Source organism: Streptomyces fagopyri, from assembly GCF_009498275.1.
Taxonomy (GTDB): Bacteria; Actinomycetota; Actinomycetes; order Streptomycetales; family Streptomycetaceae; genus Streptomyces; species Streptomyces fagopyri.
The window spans coordinates 4,871,457-4,889,602 of the sequence record NZ_CP045643.1 but is presented as its reverse complement, the minus strand read 5'-3'; the positions used below and the strand labels follow the sequence as shown (position 1 = coordinate 4,889,602).

General features: G+C 71.7%; 18 protein-coding genes and 1 tRNA gene. 13 read left to right on the top strand and 6 right to left on the bottom strand.

All coding sequences use genetic code 11. The features are described from left to right. Nucleotides 1-53 precede the first annotated feature (53 nt). Nucleotides 54-689 (bottom strand): uracil phosphoribosyltransferase, encoded by a 636-nt coding sequence (gene upp / locus GFH48_RS21035; RefSeq protein WP_153289737.1) that lies wholly within the window; start codon nt 687-689, stop codon nt 54-56. Between the two features lie 132 nt (nt 690-821). Between upp and GFH48_RS21030 the strand changes: the two genes are divergently transcribed. From GFH48_RS21030 to GFH48_RS20990, 9 genes are all read left to right on the top strand, one after another. Further along, nucleotides 822-1,100 (top strand): hypothetical protein, encoded by a 279-nt coding sequence (locus GFH48_RS21030; RefSeq protein ID WP_403244718.1) that lies wholly within the window; start codon nt 822-824, stop codon nt 1,098-1,100. 239 nt (nt 1,101-1,339) lie between these two features. Beyond that, nucleotides 1,340-1,882 (top strand): tRNA adenosine deaminase-associated protein, encoded by a 543-nt coding sequence (locus tag GFH48_RS21025; RefSeq protein WP_153289735.1) that lies wholly within the window; start codon nt 1,340-1,342, stop codon nt 1,880-1,882. An 82-nt stretch (nt 1,883-1,964) separates the two neighbouring features. Next, the gene (tadA, locus tag GFH48_RS21020) at nt 1,965-2,396 is read left to right on the top strand and encodes a tRNA adenosine(34) deaminase TadA (RefSeq protein ID WP_153293034.1); all 432 of its coding nucleotides are present in this window, start codon (nt 1,965-1,967) and stop codon (nt 2,394-2,396) included. Nucleotides 2,397-2,458: 62 nt separating this feature from the next. Further along, nucleotides 2,459-2,543 (top strand) — tRNA-Ser (locus GFH48_RS21015). A gap of 349 nt (nt 2,544-2,892) precedes the next feature. After that, nucleotides 2,893-3,072, top strand: coding sequence for a hypothetical protein (locus GFH48_RS21010; protein WP_153289734.1), 180 nt, complete (start codon nt 2,893-2,895; stop codon nt 3,070-3,072). A gap of 34 nt (nt 3,073-3,106) precedes the next feature. Further along, nucleotides 3,107-3,400 carry a Dabb family protein gene (locus GFH48_RS21005; protein ID WP_153289733.1) on the top strand — a complete coding sequence of 98 codons (294 nt, stop codon included), beginning with the start codon at nt 3,107-3,109 and terminating at the stop codon, nt 3,398-3,400. Between the two features lie 336 nt (nt 3,401-3,736). Further along, entirely contained in the window at nt 3,737-4,651 is a 915-nt protein-coding gene (locus GFH48_RS21000) for an RNA polymerase sigma factor SigF (RefSeq protein WP_153293033.1), read from the top strand. A 244-nt stretch (nt 4,652-4,895) separates the two neighbouring features. Continuing rightward, entirely contained in the window at nt 4,896-5,825 is a 930-nt protein-coding gene (locus GFH48_RS20995) for an RNA polymerase sigma factor SigF (RefSeq protein WP_153289732.1), read from the top strand. A 118-nt stretch (nt 5,826-5,943) separates the two neighbouring features. Beyond that, nucleotides 5,944-6,675: a hypothetical protein gene (locus GFH48_RS20990; protein WP_228120767.1), complete on the top strand. Its 732-nt coding sequence runs from the start codon at nt 5,944-5,946 to the stop codon at nt 6,673-6,675. 24 nt (nt 6,676-6,699) lie between these two features. Here the strand turns inward: GFH48_RS20990 and GFH48_RS20985 are convergent, their stop codons facing one another. Next, the gene (locus GFH48_RS20985) at nt 6,700-6,900 is read right to left on the bottom strand and encodes a hypothetical protein (RefSeq protein ID WP_153289730.1); all 201 of its coding nucleotides are present in this window, start codon (nt 6,898-6,900) and stop codon (nt 6,700-6,702) included. A 226-nt stretch (nt 6,901-7,126) separates the two neighbouring features. Between GFH48_RS20985 and GFH48_RS20980 the strand changes: the two genes are divergently transcribed. From GFH48_RS20980 to GFH48_RS20965, 4 genes are all read left to right on the top strand, one after another. Beyond that, nucleotides 7,127-7,636 carry a MarR family winged helix-turn-helix transcriptional regulator gene (locus GFH48_RS20980; protein WP_153289729.1) on the top strand — a complete coding sequence of 170 codons (510 nt, stop codon included), beginning with the start codon at nt 7,127-7,129 and terminating at the stop codon, nt 7,634-7,636. 29 nt (nt 7,637-7,665) lie between these two features. Further along, the gene (locus GFH48_RS20975; protein WP_153289728.1) at nt 7,666-10,218 is read left to right on the top strand and encodes an MFS transporter; all 2,553 of its coding nucleotides are present in this window, start codon (nt 7,666-7,668) and stop codon (nt 10,216-10,218) included. Nucleotides 10,219-10,309: 91 nt separating this feature from the next. Next, nucleotides 10,310-11,131 (top strand): YceI family protein, encoded by an 822-nt coding sequence (locus GFH48_RS20970; RefSeq protein WP_153289727.1) that lies wholly within the window; start codon nt 10,310-10,312, stop codon nt 11,129-11,131. Between the two features lie 58 nt (nt 11,132-11,189). Beyond that, the gene (locus tag GFH48_RS20965; protein ID WP_153289726.1) at nt 11,190-11,660 is read left to right on the top strand and encodes a PPOX class F420-dependent oxidoreductase; all 471 of its coding nucleotides are present in this window, start codon (nt 11,190-11,192) and stop codon (nt 11,658-11,660) included. Between the two features lie 78 nt (nt 11,661-11,738). Here GFH48_RS20965 and GFH48_RS20960 read toward each other — a convergent pair whose 3' ends face one another. From GFH48_RS20960 to GFH48_RS20945, 4 genes are all read right to left on the bottom strand, one after another. Next, a complete protein-coding gene (locus GFH48_RS20960) occupies nt 11,739-12,524 on the bottom strand; it encodes a TetR/AcrR family transcriptional regulator (protein ID WP_153289725.1) in 786 nt (261 codons plus the stop codon). Nucleotides 12,525-12,613: 89 nt separating this feature from the next. Further along, the gene (locus GFH48_RS20955; RefSeq protein ID WP_153289724.1) at nt 12,614-14,101 is read right to left on the bottom strand and encodes an MFS transporter; all 1,488 of its coding nucleotides are present in this window, start codon (nt 14,099-14,101) and stop codon (nt 12,614-12,616) included. A 205-nt stretch (nt 14,102-14,306) separates the two neighbouring features. Next, nucleotides 14,307-16,553, bottom strand: coding sequence for an ArnT family glycosyltransferase (locus GFH48_RS20950; protein WP_153289723.1), 2,247 nt, complete (start codon nt 16,551-16,553; stop codon nt 14,307-14,309). Continuing rightward, the gene (locus GFH48_RS20945) at nt 16,550-18,142 is read right to left on the bottom strand and encodes a bifunctional glycosyltransferase family 2/GtrA family protein (protein WP_153289722.1); all 1,593 of its coding nucleotides are present in this window, start codon (nt 18,140-18,142) and stop codon (nt 16,550-16,552) included. Before GFH48_RS20945 ends, GFH48_RS20950 begins: the two co-directional genes overlap by 4 nt. Between the last annotated feature and the right edge of the window lie 4 nt (nt 18,143-18,146).

Genomic DNA, 18,146 nt, shown 5'->3' with positions numbered 1-18,146 from the left:
ACGGTCGGGCGGACCGCCACGGACCGCGGCGCCGGCCGGGGCAGCGGCCCCTCCTACTCGGCGGCCCCGTACATCCGGTCGCCGGCGTCACCCAGGCCGGGCACGATGTAGCCGCTCTCGTTCAGGCGTTCGTCGACCGAGGCCGTGACGACGGTGACCGGTGTGCCCGCGAGCTCGCGCTCCATGACCTCGACGCCCTCCGGGGCGGCGAGCAGCACGACGGCGGTGACGTCGTCGGCGCCCCGCTTGATCAGTTCCTGGATCGCCGCGACGAGCGTGCCGCCGGTGGCCAGCATCGGGTCCAGGACGTAGACCTGGCGCCCGGAGAGGTCGTCCGGCATCCGGGTCGCGTACGTGGACGCCTGGAGGGTCTCCTCGTCGCGCACCATGCCCAGGAAGCCCACCTCGGCGGTCGGCAGCAGCCGCACCATGCCGTCGAGCATGCCGAGGCCCGCGCGCAGGATCGGCACGACCAGCGGGCGCGGATGGGACAGCTTGACGCCCGTCGTGGAGGCCACCGGGGTCACGAGGTCGACCTGCTCGGTGCGCACGTCCCTGGTGGCCTCGTAGGCGAGCAGGGTGACCAGCTCGTCGGCGAGCCGCCGGAAGGTCGCGGAGTCGGTGCGCCGGTCGCGCAGGGTGGTGAGCTTATGGGCGACCAGGGGGTGGTCGACGACGTGGAGACGCATGCGGACAACAGTAGCCGGGCCTCCGTGCCGTTCGCGCTGGCATCAAACGGGCCGTCCGGGGGAAGGCGGGAAGGACCAAGCTGGGGTGGTGTGCGTATGCCGGACCGGGAAGAGAAGTCCCCGGAGCAGTCCATACAGCCGAAGCGGCCGAAGGGCTCGGCGCGACCGCGCCGCCCCGAGCGGCCCGACCGGCCGGCGCGACAGCCCGAGCGGCCCGACCAGCCGGCACGGTGGCCGGAGCGGCCGGTCCAGCGGCCCGAGCAGGAGACGGACGCCCAGCGCAGGCGACGCCGGGCCCAGTTCCTCCGTGAACTCACCGAGGCGCGCGAGCTGCGCGACCGCGTCCAGCCACGGCGCGCCAAGGTCGCCCGCCTCCGTCACGCCATGCGCATGCGCACCTTCCGCTGGTAGGGCACGGGGAACCGCCCACGCCGTGAGGGCGTAGACATGCACGCGCGACGCCGAGGGCCGCGTACGATCCGCTGGTAGCGATCAAAAGAGGCAGACACAGCAGGCCGAAGACGTCCCCTGAGCGCTCTGTTTCTGCCACGATTCCGAGTGGGTGGGGTCTTGGAGCAGCACTCCCCGCCCATCAACCTCCGCCGGGGGGACCCCCAACCGGCACGCCTACGACCAGTGGGAGAGTCACGGTGTACTTCGCCGCACTGCTCGCGCGCACCGAAGACGGGTGGGAAGCGAGCGACACAGAGCTCGACGATGTGGAGACCCTGTCGGATCTGACCGACCTGGCCCGTGAAGCCTCGGAGGAGGACACGGTGCTCGTACTCATCGAGCAGGAGGACGCGTGGTTCGGCGTCGTCCGCGTGGACGGCGAGGAGGACCCTCGCATCTACGTCTCGGATGCCGCAGCCGCCGCCCGCAGCTCGTACGGCGAGATCCTGCTCACGGACGAACTACTAGGACGGGATCCGGGCGACGACGACGCCGACCTGGACTCCCTCGACCTGGACGGCACCGAGGACGGTGAACCCGACGACGCGGACGACTCCGAGGACGACGAGGAAGAGAGCGTGTCCAGCGAGGCCGTCTCGCACAGCCCCGTCGGGGACCGCGAGATCCTCGCCGACCTCGGGGTGAGCGAGAAGGAACTGCTCGCCCTGGACGAAGGCGACGCGCTCAGCACGATCGCCGACGCCCTGGGCGCGGCGGAGGTCCTGGAGACCGTCCGCTAGGTCCCCGGGTTAGGTTTCCCGGGTGAGCGGAACAGCGGAGACCCTTCCACGAGATCCGGTACGCGACCGCTGGCGGGCCGCGATGCGGCTCGCCCTGGACGAGGCCGACCGGGCCGTCCGGGGCGGGGACGTCCCCGTCGGCGCCGTCGTGCTGTCCACGGACGGTACGACGGTGCTCGCGGCCGGACACAACGAGCGTGAGGCCACCGGTGACCCGACGGCGCACGCGGAGGTGCTCGCGATCCGCCGGGCCGCCCAGCGGCTCGGCGAGTGGCGGCTGTCCGGCTGCACGCTCGTCGTCACCCTGGAGCCCTGCGCGATGTGCGCGGGCGCGCTGGTGCAGTCCCGGGTGGACCGGGTGGTCTTCGGTGCCCGCGACGAGAAGGCGGGCGCCGTCGGCTCCGTCTGGGACCTCGTACGCGACCGCCGGCTCAACCACCGGCCCGAGGTGATCGGCGGTGTCCTCGACCAGGAGTGCGGCCGTCTGCTCACCGGATTCTTCCGCTCCCGCTGAACTCCCGGGCGGGCGGGAAACGGATTTCGGACCACGGCCCACCTTGGGGTAGGGTCTCTCTCGGTAGCGTGTCCGAGCGGCCGAAGGAGCTCGCCTCGAAAGCGAGTGTGGCGCAAGTCACCGAGGGTTCAAATCCCTCCGCTACCGCTTGAGAAGGGCCCCGTCGAAAGACGGGGCCCTTCGTGCGTGTCCCGCCACTGGGGGCCGGGGGAAGCGGCGTGCGGGACACGCCGCCGCCCCGGCGGGGGCGGGCCTCAAGTCCGCGCCACGGGTTCGGGGGAATCCCGTGGCGTGGACCCCGCAGTAAGGTCCGTCCCCGGCCCTGCGGGCTCCCGACCGCCGGACTCGGCTCCATCCTGCGCCTCCGCGACCGTGCACGGCACCGGCAAAAGGCCCCGGCGGGCAGGCCGTTGGTCCATAAAAAAGGGTGTGAAGGTTACACTCACCGCCGGCAACAGGGGGCCCACCGGGCGCAGCAGTCACAGGGGAGGCCGCGATGGCGGTGAATTCGAAGAAGATCGCCGTCTATGTGCTCGTGGTCTTCGCGCTGTACGTGATCATCACGGATCCGGCGAAGGCGGCCGACTACGTCCAGATAGGGTTCGAGGGCATTTCGACCGCCGCCCGGTCCGTCGGCGACTTCATGACGTGGATCGCCGACGGAGCCAAGAACTGAGCGCCGACCCGCGCCGCGCCACCAGGGAGTGCCCGTGATCCGCCATCTGGTCCTCTTCAAGCTCGACGAGGGCGTCCGGCGCGACGACCCGCGCGTGGTCGAGGGCGTGGCCGCCTTCCGCGCGCTCGGCGACCTGATCCCCGATCTGCGGTTCTGGGAATGCGACTGGAACATCACCGACCGGCCGATCGCGTACGACTTCGCGATCAACTCCGCGGTGGACGACGCGGACGCCCTGCAGCGGTACTTGGAGCATCCCGCGCATCAGGCGGGCGTCGCGCTGTGGCGCGAGTTCGCGACCTGGGTGATCGCCGACTACCCGTTCTGAGCCGCGCTCCACCCAGCCCCTCGCCACGACCGGCGGGGGGCTTCTCCGCGTCCCGGTCCTCCAACTCTCCACAATTCCCGCTCAACACGGCTTTATGCGGTGCTTGCACACAGTGCACATGTCTTGTGATGCTATGACCGCTTTTGACGGATGAGTTGACGGATCTGACGGATGACAGAGGTGGAGTTGACCGTGCCGGCCAGTACTGCGCCTCAAGCACCGCCCCAGGAACCGACGGCGCCCCGGGAGCGGGCCCCGCTCCACGAGCAGGCGCCCCCTCCGGAGCGGGCTCCCCTCCAGGAACAGCCGACACCTCCCCAGGACCGGCCCTCGCTCCTGGAACAGCCGGCCCCTCCCCAGGACCGGACGCCTCCCCAGGACCGGACGCCGGCGCAGGACCGCGCCCCGCAGGGGCCTCCGGCGCCGGAGCAGGAGCGCGCACCGGAGGAGGAGCAGGCCCCGTTCCAGGGAGCCGCCCCCGAGCGACGCCGCGGCGCCGACACCCGGGCCCTCACCCAGGTGCTCTTCGGGCGGCTCAAGACGCTGGAGCCGGGCACCGCGGAGCACGACCACGTACGCGGGGCGCTCATCGAGGCGAACCTGCCGCTCGTCCGCTACGCCGCCGCCCGCTTCCGCAGCCGCAACGAGCCCATGGAGGACGTGGTCCAGGTCGGGACCATCGGGCTCATCAACGCGATCGACCGCTTCGACCCGGAGCGGGGCGTGCAGTTCCCGACCTTCGCGATGCCGACGGTCGTGGGAGAGATCAAGCGGTACTTCCGTGACAACGTCCGCACGGTCCACGTGCCCCGCCGGCTGCACGAGCTGTGGGTGCAGGTGAACAGCGCCACCGAGGACCTGACGACGGCCTTCGGGCGCACGCCCACGACCGCCGAGATCGCCGAGCGGCTGCGCATCACCGAGGAGGAGGTGCTGTCCTGCATCGAGGCCGGACGCTCGTACCACGCGACCTCCCTGGAGGCCGCCCAGGAGGGCGACGGACTGCCGGGACTGCTCGACCGGCTCGGCTACGAGGACCCCGCGCTCGACGGGGTGGAACACCGCGACCTCGTACGCCACCTTCTCGTGCAACTGCCCGAACGCGAACAGCGGATCCTCCTGCTGCGCTACTACAGCAACCTGACGCAGTCACAGATCAGCGCCGAGCTGGGCGTTTCCCAGATGCACGTGTCAAGGCTCCTCGCCCGCAGCTTCGCACGACTTCGATCCGCAAACAGGATCGAGGCGTAGCCGGAAAGAGCGAATCGCTCACAGGTTCTTTTTCCGTCAGTTCAGCCATGAAATGCCGTCAGACCCGCCTTTTCCAGGGCCGATTCACCCTCTCCATGTCGACATGTCACTACAGCGTGTTGCCGACATGTGACATTCTGCCGGAAGCGCGTTTGCCGCGGCCTCCCGACCGGTATTCAGGTGGAGGCTGCGTTCCTCCGACGGGAGCGTCCGCCGCGACCGTCCGCGACCCAAAGGGGGTGGCATGTCCGCAGACCAGGGCAGCTCGAAGGTGCTCACGCTCACGAAGAGCGACTCGGAGCCCGACGCGCTTCACGTAGTCGACATCGTCGACGTGGTCGACGTACCGGCCCTTCCGGCCCCGGACGCCGTCCCGGCCGCTCCGGCCGCCCAGGCCGCTCCGACCTCGGAAGCCATCGACACCCGTACCCTGTCCCGCTCCCTGTTCCTGCGGCTCGCCGCACTCGGCGAGAACAGCCCGGAGCGCGGCTATGTGCGGGACACGCTCATCGAACTGAACCTCCCGCTCGTCCGGTACGCGGCGGCCCGCTTCCGCTCCCGCAACGAGCCGATGGAGGACATCGTCCAGGTCGGCACCATCGGCCTGATCAAGGCGATCGACCGCTTCGACTGCGAACGCGGGGTGGAGTTCCCGACGTTCGCGATGCCCACCGTCGTGGGCGAGATCAAGCGCTTCTTCCGCGACACGTCGTGGTCGGTCCGGGTGCCGCGCCGTCTCCAGGAACTGCGGCTCGCCCTCACCAAGGCCAGCGACGAGCTGTCCCAGAAGCTCGACCGCTCCCCGACGGTCGCCGAACTCGCCTCCGTACTCGGCGTGTCCGAGGAGGACGTGGTCGACGGCCTGGCCGTGGGCAACGCGTACACGGCGTCCTCGCTGGACTCACCGGCCCCCGAGGACGACGGCGGCGAGGGCTCCCTCGCGGACCGCCTCGGCTACGAGGACACGGCCCTGGAGGGCGTCGAGTACCGCGAGTCGCTGAAGCCGCTGCTCGCCAAGCTCCCGCCCCGCGAGCGCCGCATCATCATGCTGCGCTTCTTCGCGAACATGACCCAGTCGCAGATCGGCGAGGAGGTCGGCATCTCCCAGATGCACGTCTCCCGGCTGCTCACCCGGACCCTCGCCCAGCTGCGCGAAGGACTCATCTCCGACTGAGGAGCCGGCTCGGAGGAACGGCCTCCCGAGCCTTCATAATTGACGACCCGTCAGTCACACTGGCGCGATGCGTCCAGCGGGTCGAGCGACTTGTGGTCCCGGCCGTCGAGGCGCCCTGATGGGCGCCTCGACGGCTGTGGTGTGTCTGAGTGCCGTACTGGCCGCCTGCGGGAGCGGCGCCGGGAGCGGCCACGTCGCGGCGGGAGCGCCCGGGGGGTCCGGCAGGGCCGTGGCCCCGACCGGGGACGTCTCCCTGTCCCCGCTGGACGGGGAGAACACTTCGAGACCCGGGAAGACCTCCCGCGGCGGCACCGGCGCGGCCGGCGACGGGACACGGCCCACGGCAGGGAGTCCGGGGGCACCGGACCCCTCCCCGGGCCGCACGGACGCGGGGGCGGCGACGGGCGGTGGCGCCGGACAGGACGGCCCGCGGTCACCCTCCGGCGGCCGGGACGGGTCCGGGCGGGGCGGCTCCGGGCACGCCGACGCGGGCTCCGGCGGGACACCGGGCACGCCCGCGCCCTCGGCGCCGTCCACACCGGCGCCCGCCGCCGTGGAGGCAGCCTCGCCCGAGCGCGAGGCCACCGGTCGGCGCTGGTGCGAGAAGGTGACCCTCTCCTTCCGCAACACCGGTGGCACCGCGGTGCGTTCGGGCACGGTGACCCTGGGGACGCACATCATCGGGGCGCTCGGGATCGACTGGGCCACGATCGCCTCGGCGCGGGACCTGCCCGCGCCGATCGCCCCGGGAGCGGGCGCCAAGAAGTCCTGGACGGTGTGCGTCGACGCGTGGCGCGTGCCGTTGGGCATGCACATCGAGACGCGGGACGTGTCCGTCCAGTGGAAGTGACCCGCCGCTACCGGCGGGGCGTCCTCACGACAGGGCGAGCCATGCCACGGCGGCCACGACCGCCACGGCGACGACGATGCCGATGATGAGGCCGATGCGGGGGCCCGCCGGGGCCGCCACCTGCTGCTGCTGACGGGCCTGGGGGCCCTCGTCGACGAAAGCGCGGAACATCTGGGTGCTACCCGCGGGGTCGTAGTTGCCCTCGGGGCCCTGGGTGTTTGCCATGGCCCAGGACCCTAGCGAATAGCCGGAGTCCGCCCAAGTGCGGGGGCCCCTCCGGTGCGCGACCGGGCCTCACAGCGGACTCTCAGTCTGGCACCGCCCTCACCAGCGGGTTTACGTTCGCCAATGCTTGCCTTTGCCATGTTTTTATCCCCACGGGGCCCATTTAGTTTGCCTGCGGCAACCAACTGTATTTATGGTTGCCCCAAGCAACGAATATGGAGGGGCGATGGCCGAGCGGGCGCAGTACGAGGAGTTGGCCCGTCAGCTCAGTGCCATCGGCGCCGTCAAAAGGGAGCTGTCGCGGATCCTGCCGCACGACTGCCCGGCCGGTTCCGCCGCCGTGCTGACGCTGCTGGGCCGCCACGGCGACATGCGCATGGGCAAGCTCGCCGAGCTGCTCGCCGTGGACATGTCCGTCACCAGCCGCCATGTCGCGCACGTCGCCGACCGGGGCTGGATCGAACGGCTCCCCGACCCGGCCGACAGACGCTCACGCATCCTGCGTCTCACCGACGCCGGGCACGCGCGGCTCGACGAGCTCTCCCGGAGCTCCTCGCAGCTCTTCGCCGACCGGCTCAGCGACTGGACCGACCACGAGGTCGGACTCCTCAGCCACCTGATGGGCCGGCTGCGCGAGAGCTTCGGCGACTGCCGCGCCACCCAGCGGCCTCCCTGTCCCGTCGAGGCCGAAGCGGTCCACGCGACAGAACCGACCACCACCCGTACACCCGCGTAAGCACACGAGACCACCAGAGAAGGAAACCCATGGCAACGACCACACCAGCCGGTGTGCGGGCTCACGCCAAGCACGGAGGTGGGTCCTCTGACGGCGCTCCGATGACGCACCGGCAGATCATGGAGGCGCTCTCCGGGCTGCTGCTCGGCATGTTCGTCGCGATCCTGTCGTCGACGATCGTCTCCAACGCCCTGCCCAAGATCATCGGCGATCTGGGGGGCGGCCAGTCCGCCTACACCTGGGTCGTCACGGCCGCGCTGCTCTCCATGACCGCGACCACACCCCTGTGGGGCAAGCTCTCCGACCTGTACAGCAAGAAGGCGCTCGTACAGATAGCCCTCGTCATCTACGTCCTCGGATCCGCCGCCGCGGGTCTGTCGCAGAACGCCGGCATGCTGATCGCCTGCCGCGTGGTCCAGGGCGTCGGCGTCGGCGGTCTGTCCGCCCTCGCCCAGATCGTCATGGCGGCGATGATCTCCCCGCGCGAGCGCGGCCGCTACTCCGGCTACCTCGGCGCGACCTTCGCCGTCGCAACCGTCGGCGGTCCGCTGCTCGGCGGCGTCATCACCGACACCTCGTGGCTCGGCTGGCGCTGGTGCTTCTACGTCGGTGTGCCGTTCGCGGTCATCGCGCTGATCGTGCTGCAGAAGACCCTGCACCTGCCCGTCGTGAAGCGGGAGGTGAAGGTCGACTGGGGCGGCGCGTTCTTCATCTCCGCCGCGGTCTCGCTGCTGCTGGTCTGGGTCACCTTCGCCGGTGACAAGTACGACTGGATGTCGTGGCAGACCGCCGCGATGGTCGGCGGCGCGATCGTCCTCGGCCTGCTGTTCGCCCTCGTCGAGTCCAGGGCGAGCGAGCCGATCATCCCGCTGAGGCTGTTCCGCAACCGCACCATCACCCTCTCCTCCCTCGCCTCGCTCTTCGTGGGCGTCGCGATGTTCACCGGCACGGTCTTCTTCAGCCAGTACTTCCAGCTGGCCCGTGACAAGTCCCCGACGATGTCGGGCGTCATGACCATCCCGATGATCGGCGGCCTGTTCATCGCCTCCACGGTCTCCGGCCAGGTCATCACCAAGACCGGCCGCTGGAAGTACTGGCTGGTCAGCGGTGGCGCCCTGATCACCGCGGGCCTGGGTCTGCTGGGCACCATCCGCTACGACACGGCCTACTGGCACGTCGCGATCTTCATGGCGCTGCTGGGCCTCGGCATCGGCATGACGATGCAGAACCTGGTGCTGTCCACACAGAACCAGGTGGCGCCGTCCGACCTCGGCTCCGCCAGCTCCACCGTGACGTTCTTCCGTTCCCTCGGCGGCGCGATCGGCGTCTCCGCGCTGGGCGCGATCATGTCCACCCGGATCACCGGCTACGTCAAGGACGGCCTGGCCGACCTCGACCCGAAGTACGCGGCCGCCGCGGCCCGTTCCGGCACCGGCACCATCCCGGACATGGACGCGCTGCCTGCCCCGCTGCGCACGCTCCTGGAGAGCGCCTACGGTCACGGCATCGCGGACGTCTTCCTGATCGCCTCCGCGCTGGCGCTGCTCGCGTTCGTCATCATGCTGTTCATCAAGGAGGTCCCGCTGCGGACCTCGGGCGCCCTCGCGCAGGCCGCCCAGGCCGCGCAGGCCGACGCGGGGGTTCCCACCGTCGCCGCCACCGAGGATGAGGCCCCGGGCCGGGCCGTCCCCACGACGGGCACCGTGACGGGCACCGGCGGCACCGGCGGCACCGGCACGGGCACCGAGGCCGCGCCGGAGGCCGGCCAGCGGCTCGCGGCCGTCGCCACGGCGACACGGGAGAGCGCCCCGGCGCCCTCCGGCGGGATCCCGGTCCGCGGTCACGTCCGCGGCGCCGAGAGCGCCCCGGTTCCGCAGGCCGCGGTCACGCTGATCTCGCTCGCGGGACGCCAGCTGGGCCGGTCGGTCGCGCAGGCCGACGGCTCCTACGCGGTGGACGCGCCCGGCACGGGCTCGTACGTCCTGATCGCCTCCGCCGACGGCTTCCAGCCGCAGGCCTCGACGATCGTCGTGAACGGCGAGCCGGTGGCCTACGACATCCTGCTGAGCGGCACGAGCGGGCTGAGCGGGCTCGTGCGGGCCGCCGGAACCGGGACCCCGGTCAAGGACGCCATGGTCATCGTGACCGACGTGCGCGGCGACGTGCTGGCCACCGGGACCACCGGTGAGCAGGGCGGGTTCGCCTTCGCCGAGCTGGTGCCCGGACCGGTGACCGTCGCGGTGAACGCGGCGGGCCACCGTCCGCAGGCACTGCCCGTCGAGGTCGGCGGCGCCGGGGTCACCCGGGTGGAGGTCGAACTCCGCGCGGGCGCCCGGCTCCAGGGTGTCGTACGGGCGCCCGGCGGCCCGCTGCCGGACGCCCGGGTCACGCTGGTCGACGCGGCCGGCAACGTGATCGGCACGGCGCGCACCGGCACGGACGGCGCGTACGCCTTCACCGACCTGGACGGCGGCGAGTACACGGTCATCGCGACGGGTTACCCGCCGGTGGCCACCGCCCTGGCCGTCGGCGGCCACGGTGTCGACGACCACGACATCGAACTCGCCCACCCCGGCGAGTAACAGGAAACCCCCGGCCCGTGGGACGCGCGCTCCGAGCGGAGGCCGCGCTCCCACGGGCCGGTTCATGTGCAAGACAGGCAGGAGAAACGGGATGGGACTGACCGCACGGATTCGTACGCGGGACGGATGGGCCGTGTCGCACGCGGTCGTCACGGTCACCGACACGACCGGGGCACAGGTGCTGCGGGCCGAGGCGGACGCCGACGGCGCCGTACGGGACGCGAAGGCGCTGACGCCCGGCGCGTACACCGTGATCGTCACCGCGGTCGGGTACGCGCCCGCCGCCTCCAGCGCGATCGTCACGGCCGGCGGACGGGCCGAGATCGGCACCGTCGTCCTCGCCCGGCAGGGCGGCACCGAGCTGCCGCCGCCCGGCCCCTGGACCGTCGACCCCGCCCACTCCTCGGTGGGCGCCGTCGCCCAACACCTGGGCATCTCCAGCGTGCACGGCCGGTTCACCGACTTCTCCGCCACCCTCGAGATCGCCCCGGACGAGGTGGCCAAGTCCCGTGTGGAGGCGGTGATCCAGGCCGCCTCCATCGACACGGGCAACGGAATGCGCGACGGCCACCTCAGGTCTCCCGACTTCCTGGACGTCGAGAGGTACCCGCGGATCACCTACCGTTCCACCGGCCTGACCCCGGCGGGCTCCGACCGCTGGACCGTCCACGGCGAACTCACCCTGCACGGCGTCGTACGCCCGGTGGACCTGGACCTCGCCTACCTGGGCACGGGCGCGGACCCGTGGGGCGGCACCCGCGCGGCCTTCCGGGCGACGGCACAACTCCACCGCGAGGACTTCGCGATGAACTACAACCAGGTCGTCCAGGCGGGCATCTCCGCGATCGGCGCCACGCTGAAGGTGGAGCTGGACATGCAGGCGGTCCAGGGCGGGTCGTTGCCCCAGATGTGAGGGGACACCCCCCGCGGCACCCCGTCGCGGGGCGCCGGCCGGCCCTTAGGCTGCCCCCATGGCACCGAACATCGCGACGAACACGTCCGTATCCCGCGACGAACTGCTCGACTTCGTCCGCCCCCGCCACCGCGCCGTCCTGCTCACCCGCCGGGCCGACGGCAGCCCCCAGGGCTCGCCGTTGACCTGCGGGGTCGACGACGCGGGCCGCGTCGTCGTCTCGACCTACCCCGAGCGCGCCAAGACCCGCAACGCCAAGCGGGACGAGCGCGTCAGCCTCATCGTGCTCAGCGACGACTGGAACGGACCGTGGGTCCAGATCGACGGCACGGCCGAGGTCATCGACCCGCCGGACTCGGTCGAACCGCTCGTCGAGTACTACCGGAACATCGCGGGCGAGCACCCGGACTGGGACGAGTACCGCGAGGCGATGCGCAAGCAGGGGAAGTCGATCATCCGGATCACGCCCGAGAAGTGGGGCCCGGTCGCGACGGGCGGCTTCCCGGCCCGCCTGGCGCCCCAGGAGTAGCCGGGGAGCGCCACGGAGATCGCCGGGGCCCGCGGGCGGGGCCCGCGACCGGGGGAGCCCTGGCGGGCGGCGTCCGCGCTAGGCCGTGTCCGCGCCGCGGGCCACCATCGTCTCGATGCCCGCGATCAGCGTCTCCAGGGCGAACGTGAAGTCGCGTTCGCGCATCTCCTCGACCGTGTCGCCGCCGCGGGCCTCCATCAGGTCCGCGGCGCTCTCGAAGTCGGCCGAGAACTGGGGCTGTTCACTGATCGTGCTCATGGCCTGGCGGAAGTACTCCTCCTGGCTCATGCCGGCCGAGGCGCAGCGCTGCACGAAGTGGCCCTCGATGGTGCCGAAGCCGTACACGAACTGGAAGACCGCCGAGAGTGCGCCCATCTGGCCGTACGGTGGCAGGCCCGTGCTGCGGACCACCTTCTGGACACAGAGCGAGAAGGCCATGGAGTGCGGGCCGATGTTCAGGAACGTGCCGATGAGCGGTGACACCCAGGGGTGCCGGACCAGCAGCGCCCGGTAGCCGCCGGCGACGGAACGCAGCCGGTCGCGCCAGTCCTCGCCCGACTCGGCGTCGGGTAGCTCCAGTTCACCGAAGACCGCGTCGAGGGCGAGTTCGAGCAGGTCGTCCTTCGTGTCCACGTACCAGTACACCGACATCGCGGTGACGTTCAGCTCGGCGGCCAGCCGGCGCATGGAGAACCTCGCCATCCCCTCGGCGTCCAGCAGTCGTACCGTGACCTCGGTGATCCGGTCCCGGTCGAGCCCCGACGGCTGACCACCGCCGCGTCCCGCACCGCCCCGGGGGGCCTTGCCCTCCAGCCAGACACTGGTCCGCGCCGGACGCTTGGCCCGGTCGGCTGCCCTCACCATGGCGTACCTTCCTCGGAACGGGGGACTGCGGTCACTCGCGACGGCGGGCCGGAACGCTCCCGTCCGTCCACCTTGATGCTAAGCGCGCGCTACACGGAAACCGCCATCGCGGAGTCTGCCCTCTCCGCACGCCGTAGCAACGCCGCGGCCAGCAGACCGCCGAGGAGCACGGCCACCGCGCCCACCAGCTGGCTGGTCTCCAGGCCGGACGAGAACGCGTCGGTGATCCGGCCGCGCTCCCCGGCCGTGTCCGCCGATCCCAGGGCCGCCGGCAGCGAGGCCGCGGTGACCGGGATCAGCGCCGCGAAGCGGGAGTTGAGGACCGCGCCGAGCACGGCGACGCCCAGGCCGTTGCCGAACTCGGCGAGCGTGCCGTTGATACCCGCCCCGACACCCGCCTTCTCGGGCGGGATCGCGCTCATGATGGCGTGCGCCATGGCGGGGTTGGCCACCGCGCAGCCGGCGCCGATCAGCAGCAGCCCGAGCAGGGTGCCGCCGTATCCGTGCCCGGCGAGCGTCGCGATCGACACCAGCCCGGCCGACATCAGCACCATGCCGATCGCGATGGAGAGCGGGGTGCCGAGCCGTGCCGTCCACTTCGCCGACAGACCGGAGAAGTTGAGGGCGACGACCGCGAGCGCGAGGGGTGCCGTGCGCAGTCCGGCCTCCAACGGGCCGTATCCCAGGACGAACTGGAGGTGCTGGGTGAGGAGGAAGAGGGCTCCGCCCATGCCGAAGGTGATGAGGACGGCTCCCGCGACCGCCCCGGTGAAGCGCCGGTCGCGGAAGAAGTGCGGGTCGAGCATGGGGTACGGGATCCGGCTCTCCCAGCGCGCGAAGGCTGCCAGGGCCAGCAGGGCGACGACGGCCGTGGCCGTCACCCGGGCCGACGTCCAGCCGTGTTCGGGGCCGGAGATGATCGCGTACACGAGGGCGGTCATGCCGACCGTGGACAGGAGCGCTCCGAGCAGGTCCGGACGGTCCCCGCGCGGGTTCTTCGACTCCGGTACGAGGACCACCACCGCGGCGAGGGCCAGGGCCGCCACGGGCAGGTTGGCCAGGAAGACGGCTCCCCACCGGAAGTGGTTCAGCATGAAGCCGCCGAGGAGCGGGCCGGCCGCGAAGCCCAGCGCGTTCACGGCGCTCCAGACACCGATCGCCCTGGGGATCTCGCCGGGCGGGAAGATCTGCATCGCCACGGCGAGCGTGGTGGTCAGCAGGAGCGCGCCCCCGATCCCCATGCCGGCCCGAGCGGCGATCAACTGGCCCGTGGAGTCGGCGAGTCCGGCTGCCAGTGAACCGATCCCGAAGAGCGCGAGGCCCGATATCAGCATCCTCTTGCGGCCGTAGCGGTCGGCCGCGCTGCCCGCCGTGAGCAACAGCCCGGACTGCACCAGCGAGTAGGCGTTGATCATCCACTGGATGTCGGAGGTGGCCGCGCCCAGCTCCCGGGTGAGGGAGGGGATCGCGACGTTCAGGACGGTGTTGTCGAGCAGCACGGTGAGCTGCGCGAGGCAGATGACACCGAGGATCAGCCAGCGCCTCGGGTGCCCTTCGGGGGCTTGGGGGGACGACATGCCGTACACCGTAGAACAGTGACTGTACGGCGTACAACAAGATTTTTCCGGACCGGACCGGACCGGGACGCGACGGAGCGGGGCGGTACAGGCCGTGCCGTGCCGGGACACGACGGACGGGACACGACGGAACGGACGGTGGCCCGGAGCTCGATCGCTCCGGGCCACCGCGCGGTGAGGTCCTCCGGGTATCCGGACCTCCGGGTCAGCCCGCCGGCTGCGTCAGGTCGTAGAAGGTGGCCGAACCGGCCGTCACCTTCTTGAAGGTGGCCGTGACCCACGAACTGATCCCGGAGGAGGCGGAAGTGGTGCCGCCGCCGCCCATGCCACCGCCCACGCCGCCGCCCGAGATGAAGTAGTGGATCCTTCCGTCGGCCACGTACTTCTTGAACTGGGCCAGGGTCGGGGACGGGTCGGTGCCGTTGAACCCGCCGATCGCCATCACCGGCTTCCCGGTGGCCAGTTGGTAGCTCGCCGAGTTCTGCGAACCGATGGCCGCGGCCGCCCAGGTGTAGTCGCCGGCGTTCTTCGACAGCAGCGTCCTGGCCGCGGAGCTGACGTTCGCGCCGTTCAGCAGACCGCCGGCGCCACCGCCTCCGCCCATACCGCCGTCACCCGTACCGCCGCCGGGCATGCCGCCCTGCCGGTTCTGGCCCTGGGTGTTCCCGTTGCCCTGCTGGTTCTGGCCGGGGAAGCCACCGGTGCCGCCGGTCGGGGGTCCGCCCGTACCGCCGCCCGGCTGCCCGTTCCGCTGGGTGCCGTTGCCGTTGCCGTTGGGCTGGTTCTGGCCGCCGCCGGGGAAGCCGCCCCGCGTACCGCCACCGGGACCGCCGCGGCCGCCCATCATGCTCGCCCCGGACGGACCGGCCGTCACGATGGAACCGGAGTGGCCGGTGTTCACCGTGGAGAGCGTGTACGCCGTCGGGCCCGCGACGGCCGCCACGATGCCCAGCCCGGCGGCCGCGAGCGCCAGACGGCGGCCGAGCCGGGTCACGAAGACCAGGCCGAGCGCGCCCGTCAGACCGCCGACGAGGACCAGCCACCTGAGCCAGGGCAGGTAGTCGGAGGTGCGGTTGAGGAGGACGTACCCCCAGGCCGCGGACGCGGTGACCGCGCCGGCCAGGGTGAGCGACGCCCACACCTTGCCCCGCTCCTCCCACAGCACCGTCGCGCCCATGCCGACCACGGCCGCGAGGTAGGGGGCCAGCGCCACCGTGTAGTACTGGTGGAAGATGCCGGCCATGTAGCTGAAGACGACCATGGTCATCAGCAGCGAGCCGCCCCAGGCCAGGAACGATCCCCGCGTCAGGTCGGTCCGCTTCGCCTTCCGGGTGAGGACGAGCCCCGCCACCAGCAGGATCAGGGCCGCCGGGAGCAGCCAGGAGATCTGGCCGCCGATCTCGGAGTCGAACATCCGGTCCCAGCCGGTCTCGCCCCACTGTCCGGTGCCGCCTCCGCCGCCGCCTCCGCCGACGCTGCCGGTCTCGTCGCCGTTGATCCGGCCGAGCCCGTTGTAGCCGAAGGTCAGCTCCAGGAACGAGTTGTTCTGCGAGCCGCCGATGTACGGCCGGGAGGACGCGGGCCACAGCTCGACGATCGCGACCCACCAGCCGCCGGCGACGGCCATCGCCCCCGCCGAGAGGCCGATCTGCGCGAACCGCTTCCGCAGGCTCACCGGTGCGCACACCGCGTACAGCACGGCCAGCGGCGGCAGGATCAGGAACGCCTGGAGCGTCTTGGCGAGGAACGCGAAGCCGACCGCGACACCCGCCCGCACCAGCCACTTCGTCCGGCCGTCCTCCAGGCCGCGGATCACGCAGTAGACCGTGACGGTCATGAGCAGCGCGAGCATCGCGTCCGGGTTGTTGAACCGGAACATCAGCGCGGCGACGGGAGTGAGCGCGAGCACCGCGCCCGCGATCAGACCGGCCGCCGGGCCGAACCGGCGGCGCAGCGCCGCGTACAGGACACCGACCGTGGCGACGCCCATGAGCGCCTCGGGGACGAGGATCGCCCACGAGCTGAGGCCGAAGACGCGTACCGACAGGGCCATCGGCCACAGCGAGGCCGGGGGCTTGTCGACGGTGATGGCGTTGGCCGAGTCGAGCGAGCCGAAGAAGAAGGCCTTCCAGCTCTGGCTGCCGGCCTGGACGGCCGCGGAGTAGAAGGAGTTGGCGTATCCGGAGGCGCTCAGGTCGTACAGGTAGAGCAGGCCGGTGGCGACGAGCAGCCCCAGGAAGGCGGGGCGCACCCAGCCGGGGTCCTCGGGCCGGCCGCGCCGGACGCGGTGGAGGAAGGGCCGCCGGGGCTCACCGGACCCGGGAAGGACGCCGGGTGCGAAGGGCTCCCGCGGGGCCGGGCCGCCCTGACCGGCGGGCGGACGCCCGGCGGGGGCCGGGTCCGCGGGGGGACGCCCGTCGTGCTGACGGCTCGTGTCGGGCTGAGTGGTCATCGTGCGTCCCTCGGATCGTGATCGTGCGGGCGCACCGGCCGCAGTTGCGCGGTGGCGTCCCCCCGGGTGCGGTCCGCGGCGTCAAGGGCGCGGAACTCGTCGGTGTGGTGGGCGTTGTCGTACGTGCGCTCGTGGGCACCGACGTGGGCGCTGCCGTACGCGCTGACGTACGGGGTGTCGACGGCGCTGTCGTACACGCTGACGACTGCGTTGTCGTACGGGGATCGCGGCGCCGCCCGGCGGTGGAGCCCCGGCGGATGCTGTCCGCCCCGCCGGGCCGGAACCTCGGCGGACGGGGGCGGGGCGTGCGACGCGGCCACCGTGGAGGACGTACCGTCACCCGTGCCGTCGCGCCGGTCCGGGAACACCCAGGCACGGAAGAGCAGGAACCGCAGCACGGTCGCCGCCAGATTGGCGGCGACCAGTACCGCCAGCTCGGTGGAGTGCGCCGGGCTGCTCGTGGCCGCGTTCAGAGCGGCCAGCGATCCGCTGGTGAGCGCGAGGCCGATACCGAAGACGACCAGGCCCTGCGCCTGGTGGCGGACCGCGCCGCCCCGGCCGCGGACCCCGAAGGTCAGCCGTCGGTTGGCCGCCGTGTTGGCGACCGCCGAGACCAGCAGGGCGAGCGCGTTGGCGACCTGTGAGCCGGAGAAGGACCGGAAGCCGCTGTAGAGCAGCAGGTAGAAGAGCGTGGACAGGGCACCCACCACGCAGAAGCCGACCAGCTGGCGGGCGAGGCCCTTGGGCACGTCGGCCAGGTCGCGGTCGCGCGGATCGTCCCCGAAGGGGCGCGCGAGCCGGTCCAGCGGCAGCGATCCGGTGCCGAGGGCGCGCCCCACGCGCCACACACCCTTCAGGTCGTCGGTCGCCGTGCGCACGATGTGCACGGTCGAGTCCGGGTCGTCGACCCAGTCCACCGGGACCTCGTGGATGCGCAGCCCGGCGCGCTCGGCGAGCACCAGCATCTCGGTGTCGAAGAACCAGCCGGTGTCCTCGATCAACGGCAGCAGCACCTGGGCGACGTCACGGCGGATCGCCTTGAAGCCGCACTGCGCGTCCGAGAAGCGGGCCTGCAGCGAGCCGCGCAGGATCAGGTTGTAACCGCGGCTGATGAACTCCCGCTTGGCGCCGCGCACCACCCGCGAACTCCGGGTCAGCCGCGACCCGATGGCGAGGTCGGAGTGGCCCGAGATCAGCGGGGCCACCAGCGGCAGCAGGGCGTTGAGGTCGGTGGACAGGTCCACGTCCATATAGGCGAGGACCGGGGCGTCCGAGGCCGACCACACGGTGCGCAGCGCGCGCCCGCGGCCCTTCTGTTCGAGCCGGCGGGAGTGGACCTCCGGTATCCGCGACTCCAGCAGCGCGGCCACCCGGGGCGTGGTGTCCGTCGACGCGTTGTCCGCGACCGTGATGCGGAACGCGTACGGGAACGTGCGCTTGAGATGTTCGTGGAGTCTCACGACACACCGCTGGAGGTCCTTCTCCTCGTTGTAGACGGGGATCACTACGTCCAGGACAGGCGTACCGGCGGACCCGGCCGGGAGGTGCTGCCGCGCCGGCAGGTTGCCGGGAGAAGAGTCGGTTCGCATGGGA

Excerpts from the sequence above, each read along its gene's own strand:
- upp (WP_153289737.1), bottom strand. The coding sequence starts at position 689 with ATGCGTCTCCACGTCGTCGACCACCCCCTGGTCGCCCATAAGCTCACC.
- tadA (WP_153293034.1), top strand. The coding sequence starts at position 1,965 with ATGCGGCTCGCCCTGGACGAGGCCGACCGGGCCGTCCGGGGCGGGGAC.
- GFH48_RS21010 (WP_153289734.1), top strand. The coding sequence starts at position 2,893 with ATGGCGGTGAATTCGAAGAAGATCGCCGTCTATGTGCTCGTGGTCTTC.
- GFH48_RS20995 (WP_153289732.1), top strand. The coding sequence starts at position 4,896 with ATGTCCGCAGACCAGGGCAGCTCGAAGGTGCTCACGCTCACGAAGAGC.
- GFH48_RS20990 (WP_228120767.1), top strand. The coding sequence starts at position 5,944 with ATGGGCGCCTCGACGGCTGTGGTGTGTCTGAGTGCCGTACTGGCCGCC.
- GFH48_RS20985 (WP_153289730.1), bottom strand. The coding sequence starts at position 6,900 with ATGGCAAACACCCAGGGCCCCGAGGGCAACTACGACCCCGCGGGTAGC.
- GFH48_RS20980 (WP_153289729.1), top strand. The coding sequence starts at position 7,127 with ATGGCCGAGCGGGCGCAGTACGAGGAGTTGGCCCGTCAGCTCAGTGCC.
- GFH48_RS20975 (WP_153289728.1), top strand. The coding sequence starts at position 7,666 with ATGGCAACGACCACACCAGCCGGTGTGCGGGCTCACGCCAAGCACGGA.
- GFH48_RS20970 (WP_153289727.1), top strand. The coding sequence starts at position 10,310 with ATGGGACTGACCGCACGGATTCGTACGCGGGACGGATGGGCCGTGTCG.
- GFH48_RS20965 (WP_153289726.1), top strand. The coding sequence starts at position 11,190 with ATGGCACCGAACATCGCGACGAACACGTCCGTATCCCGCGACGAACTG.
- GFH48_RS20960 (WP_153289725.1), bottom strand. The coding sequence starts at position 12,524 with ATGGTGAGGGCAGCCGACCGGGCCAAGCGTCCGGCGCGGACCAGTGTC.
- GFH48_RS20955 (WP_153289724.1), bottom strand. The coding sequence starts at position 14,101 with ATGTCGTCCCCCCAAGCCCCCGAAGGGCACCCGAGGCGCTGGCTGATC.
- GFH48_RS20950 (WP_153289723.1), bottom strand. The coding sequence starts at position 16,553 with ATGACCACTCAGCCCGACACGAGCCGTCAGCACGACGGGCGTCCCCCC.
- GFH48_RS20945 (WP_153289722.1), bottom strand. The coding sequence starts at position 18,142 with ATGCGAACCGACTCTTCTCCCGGCAACCTGCCGGCGCGGCAGCACCTC.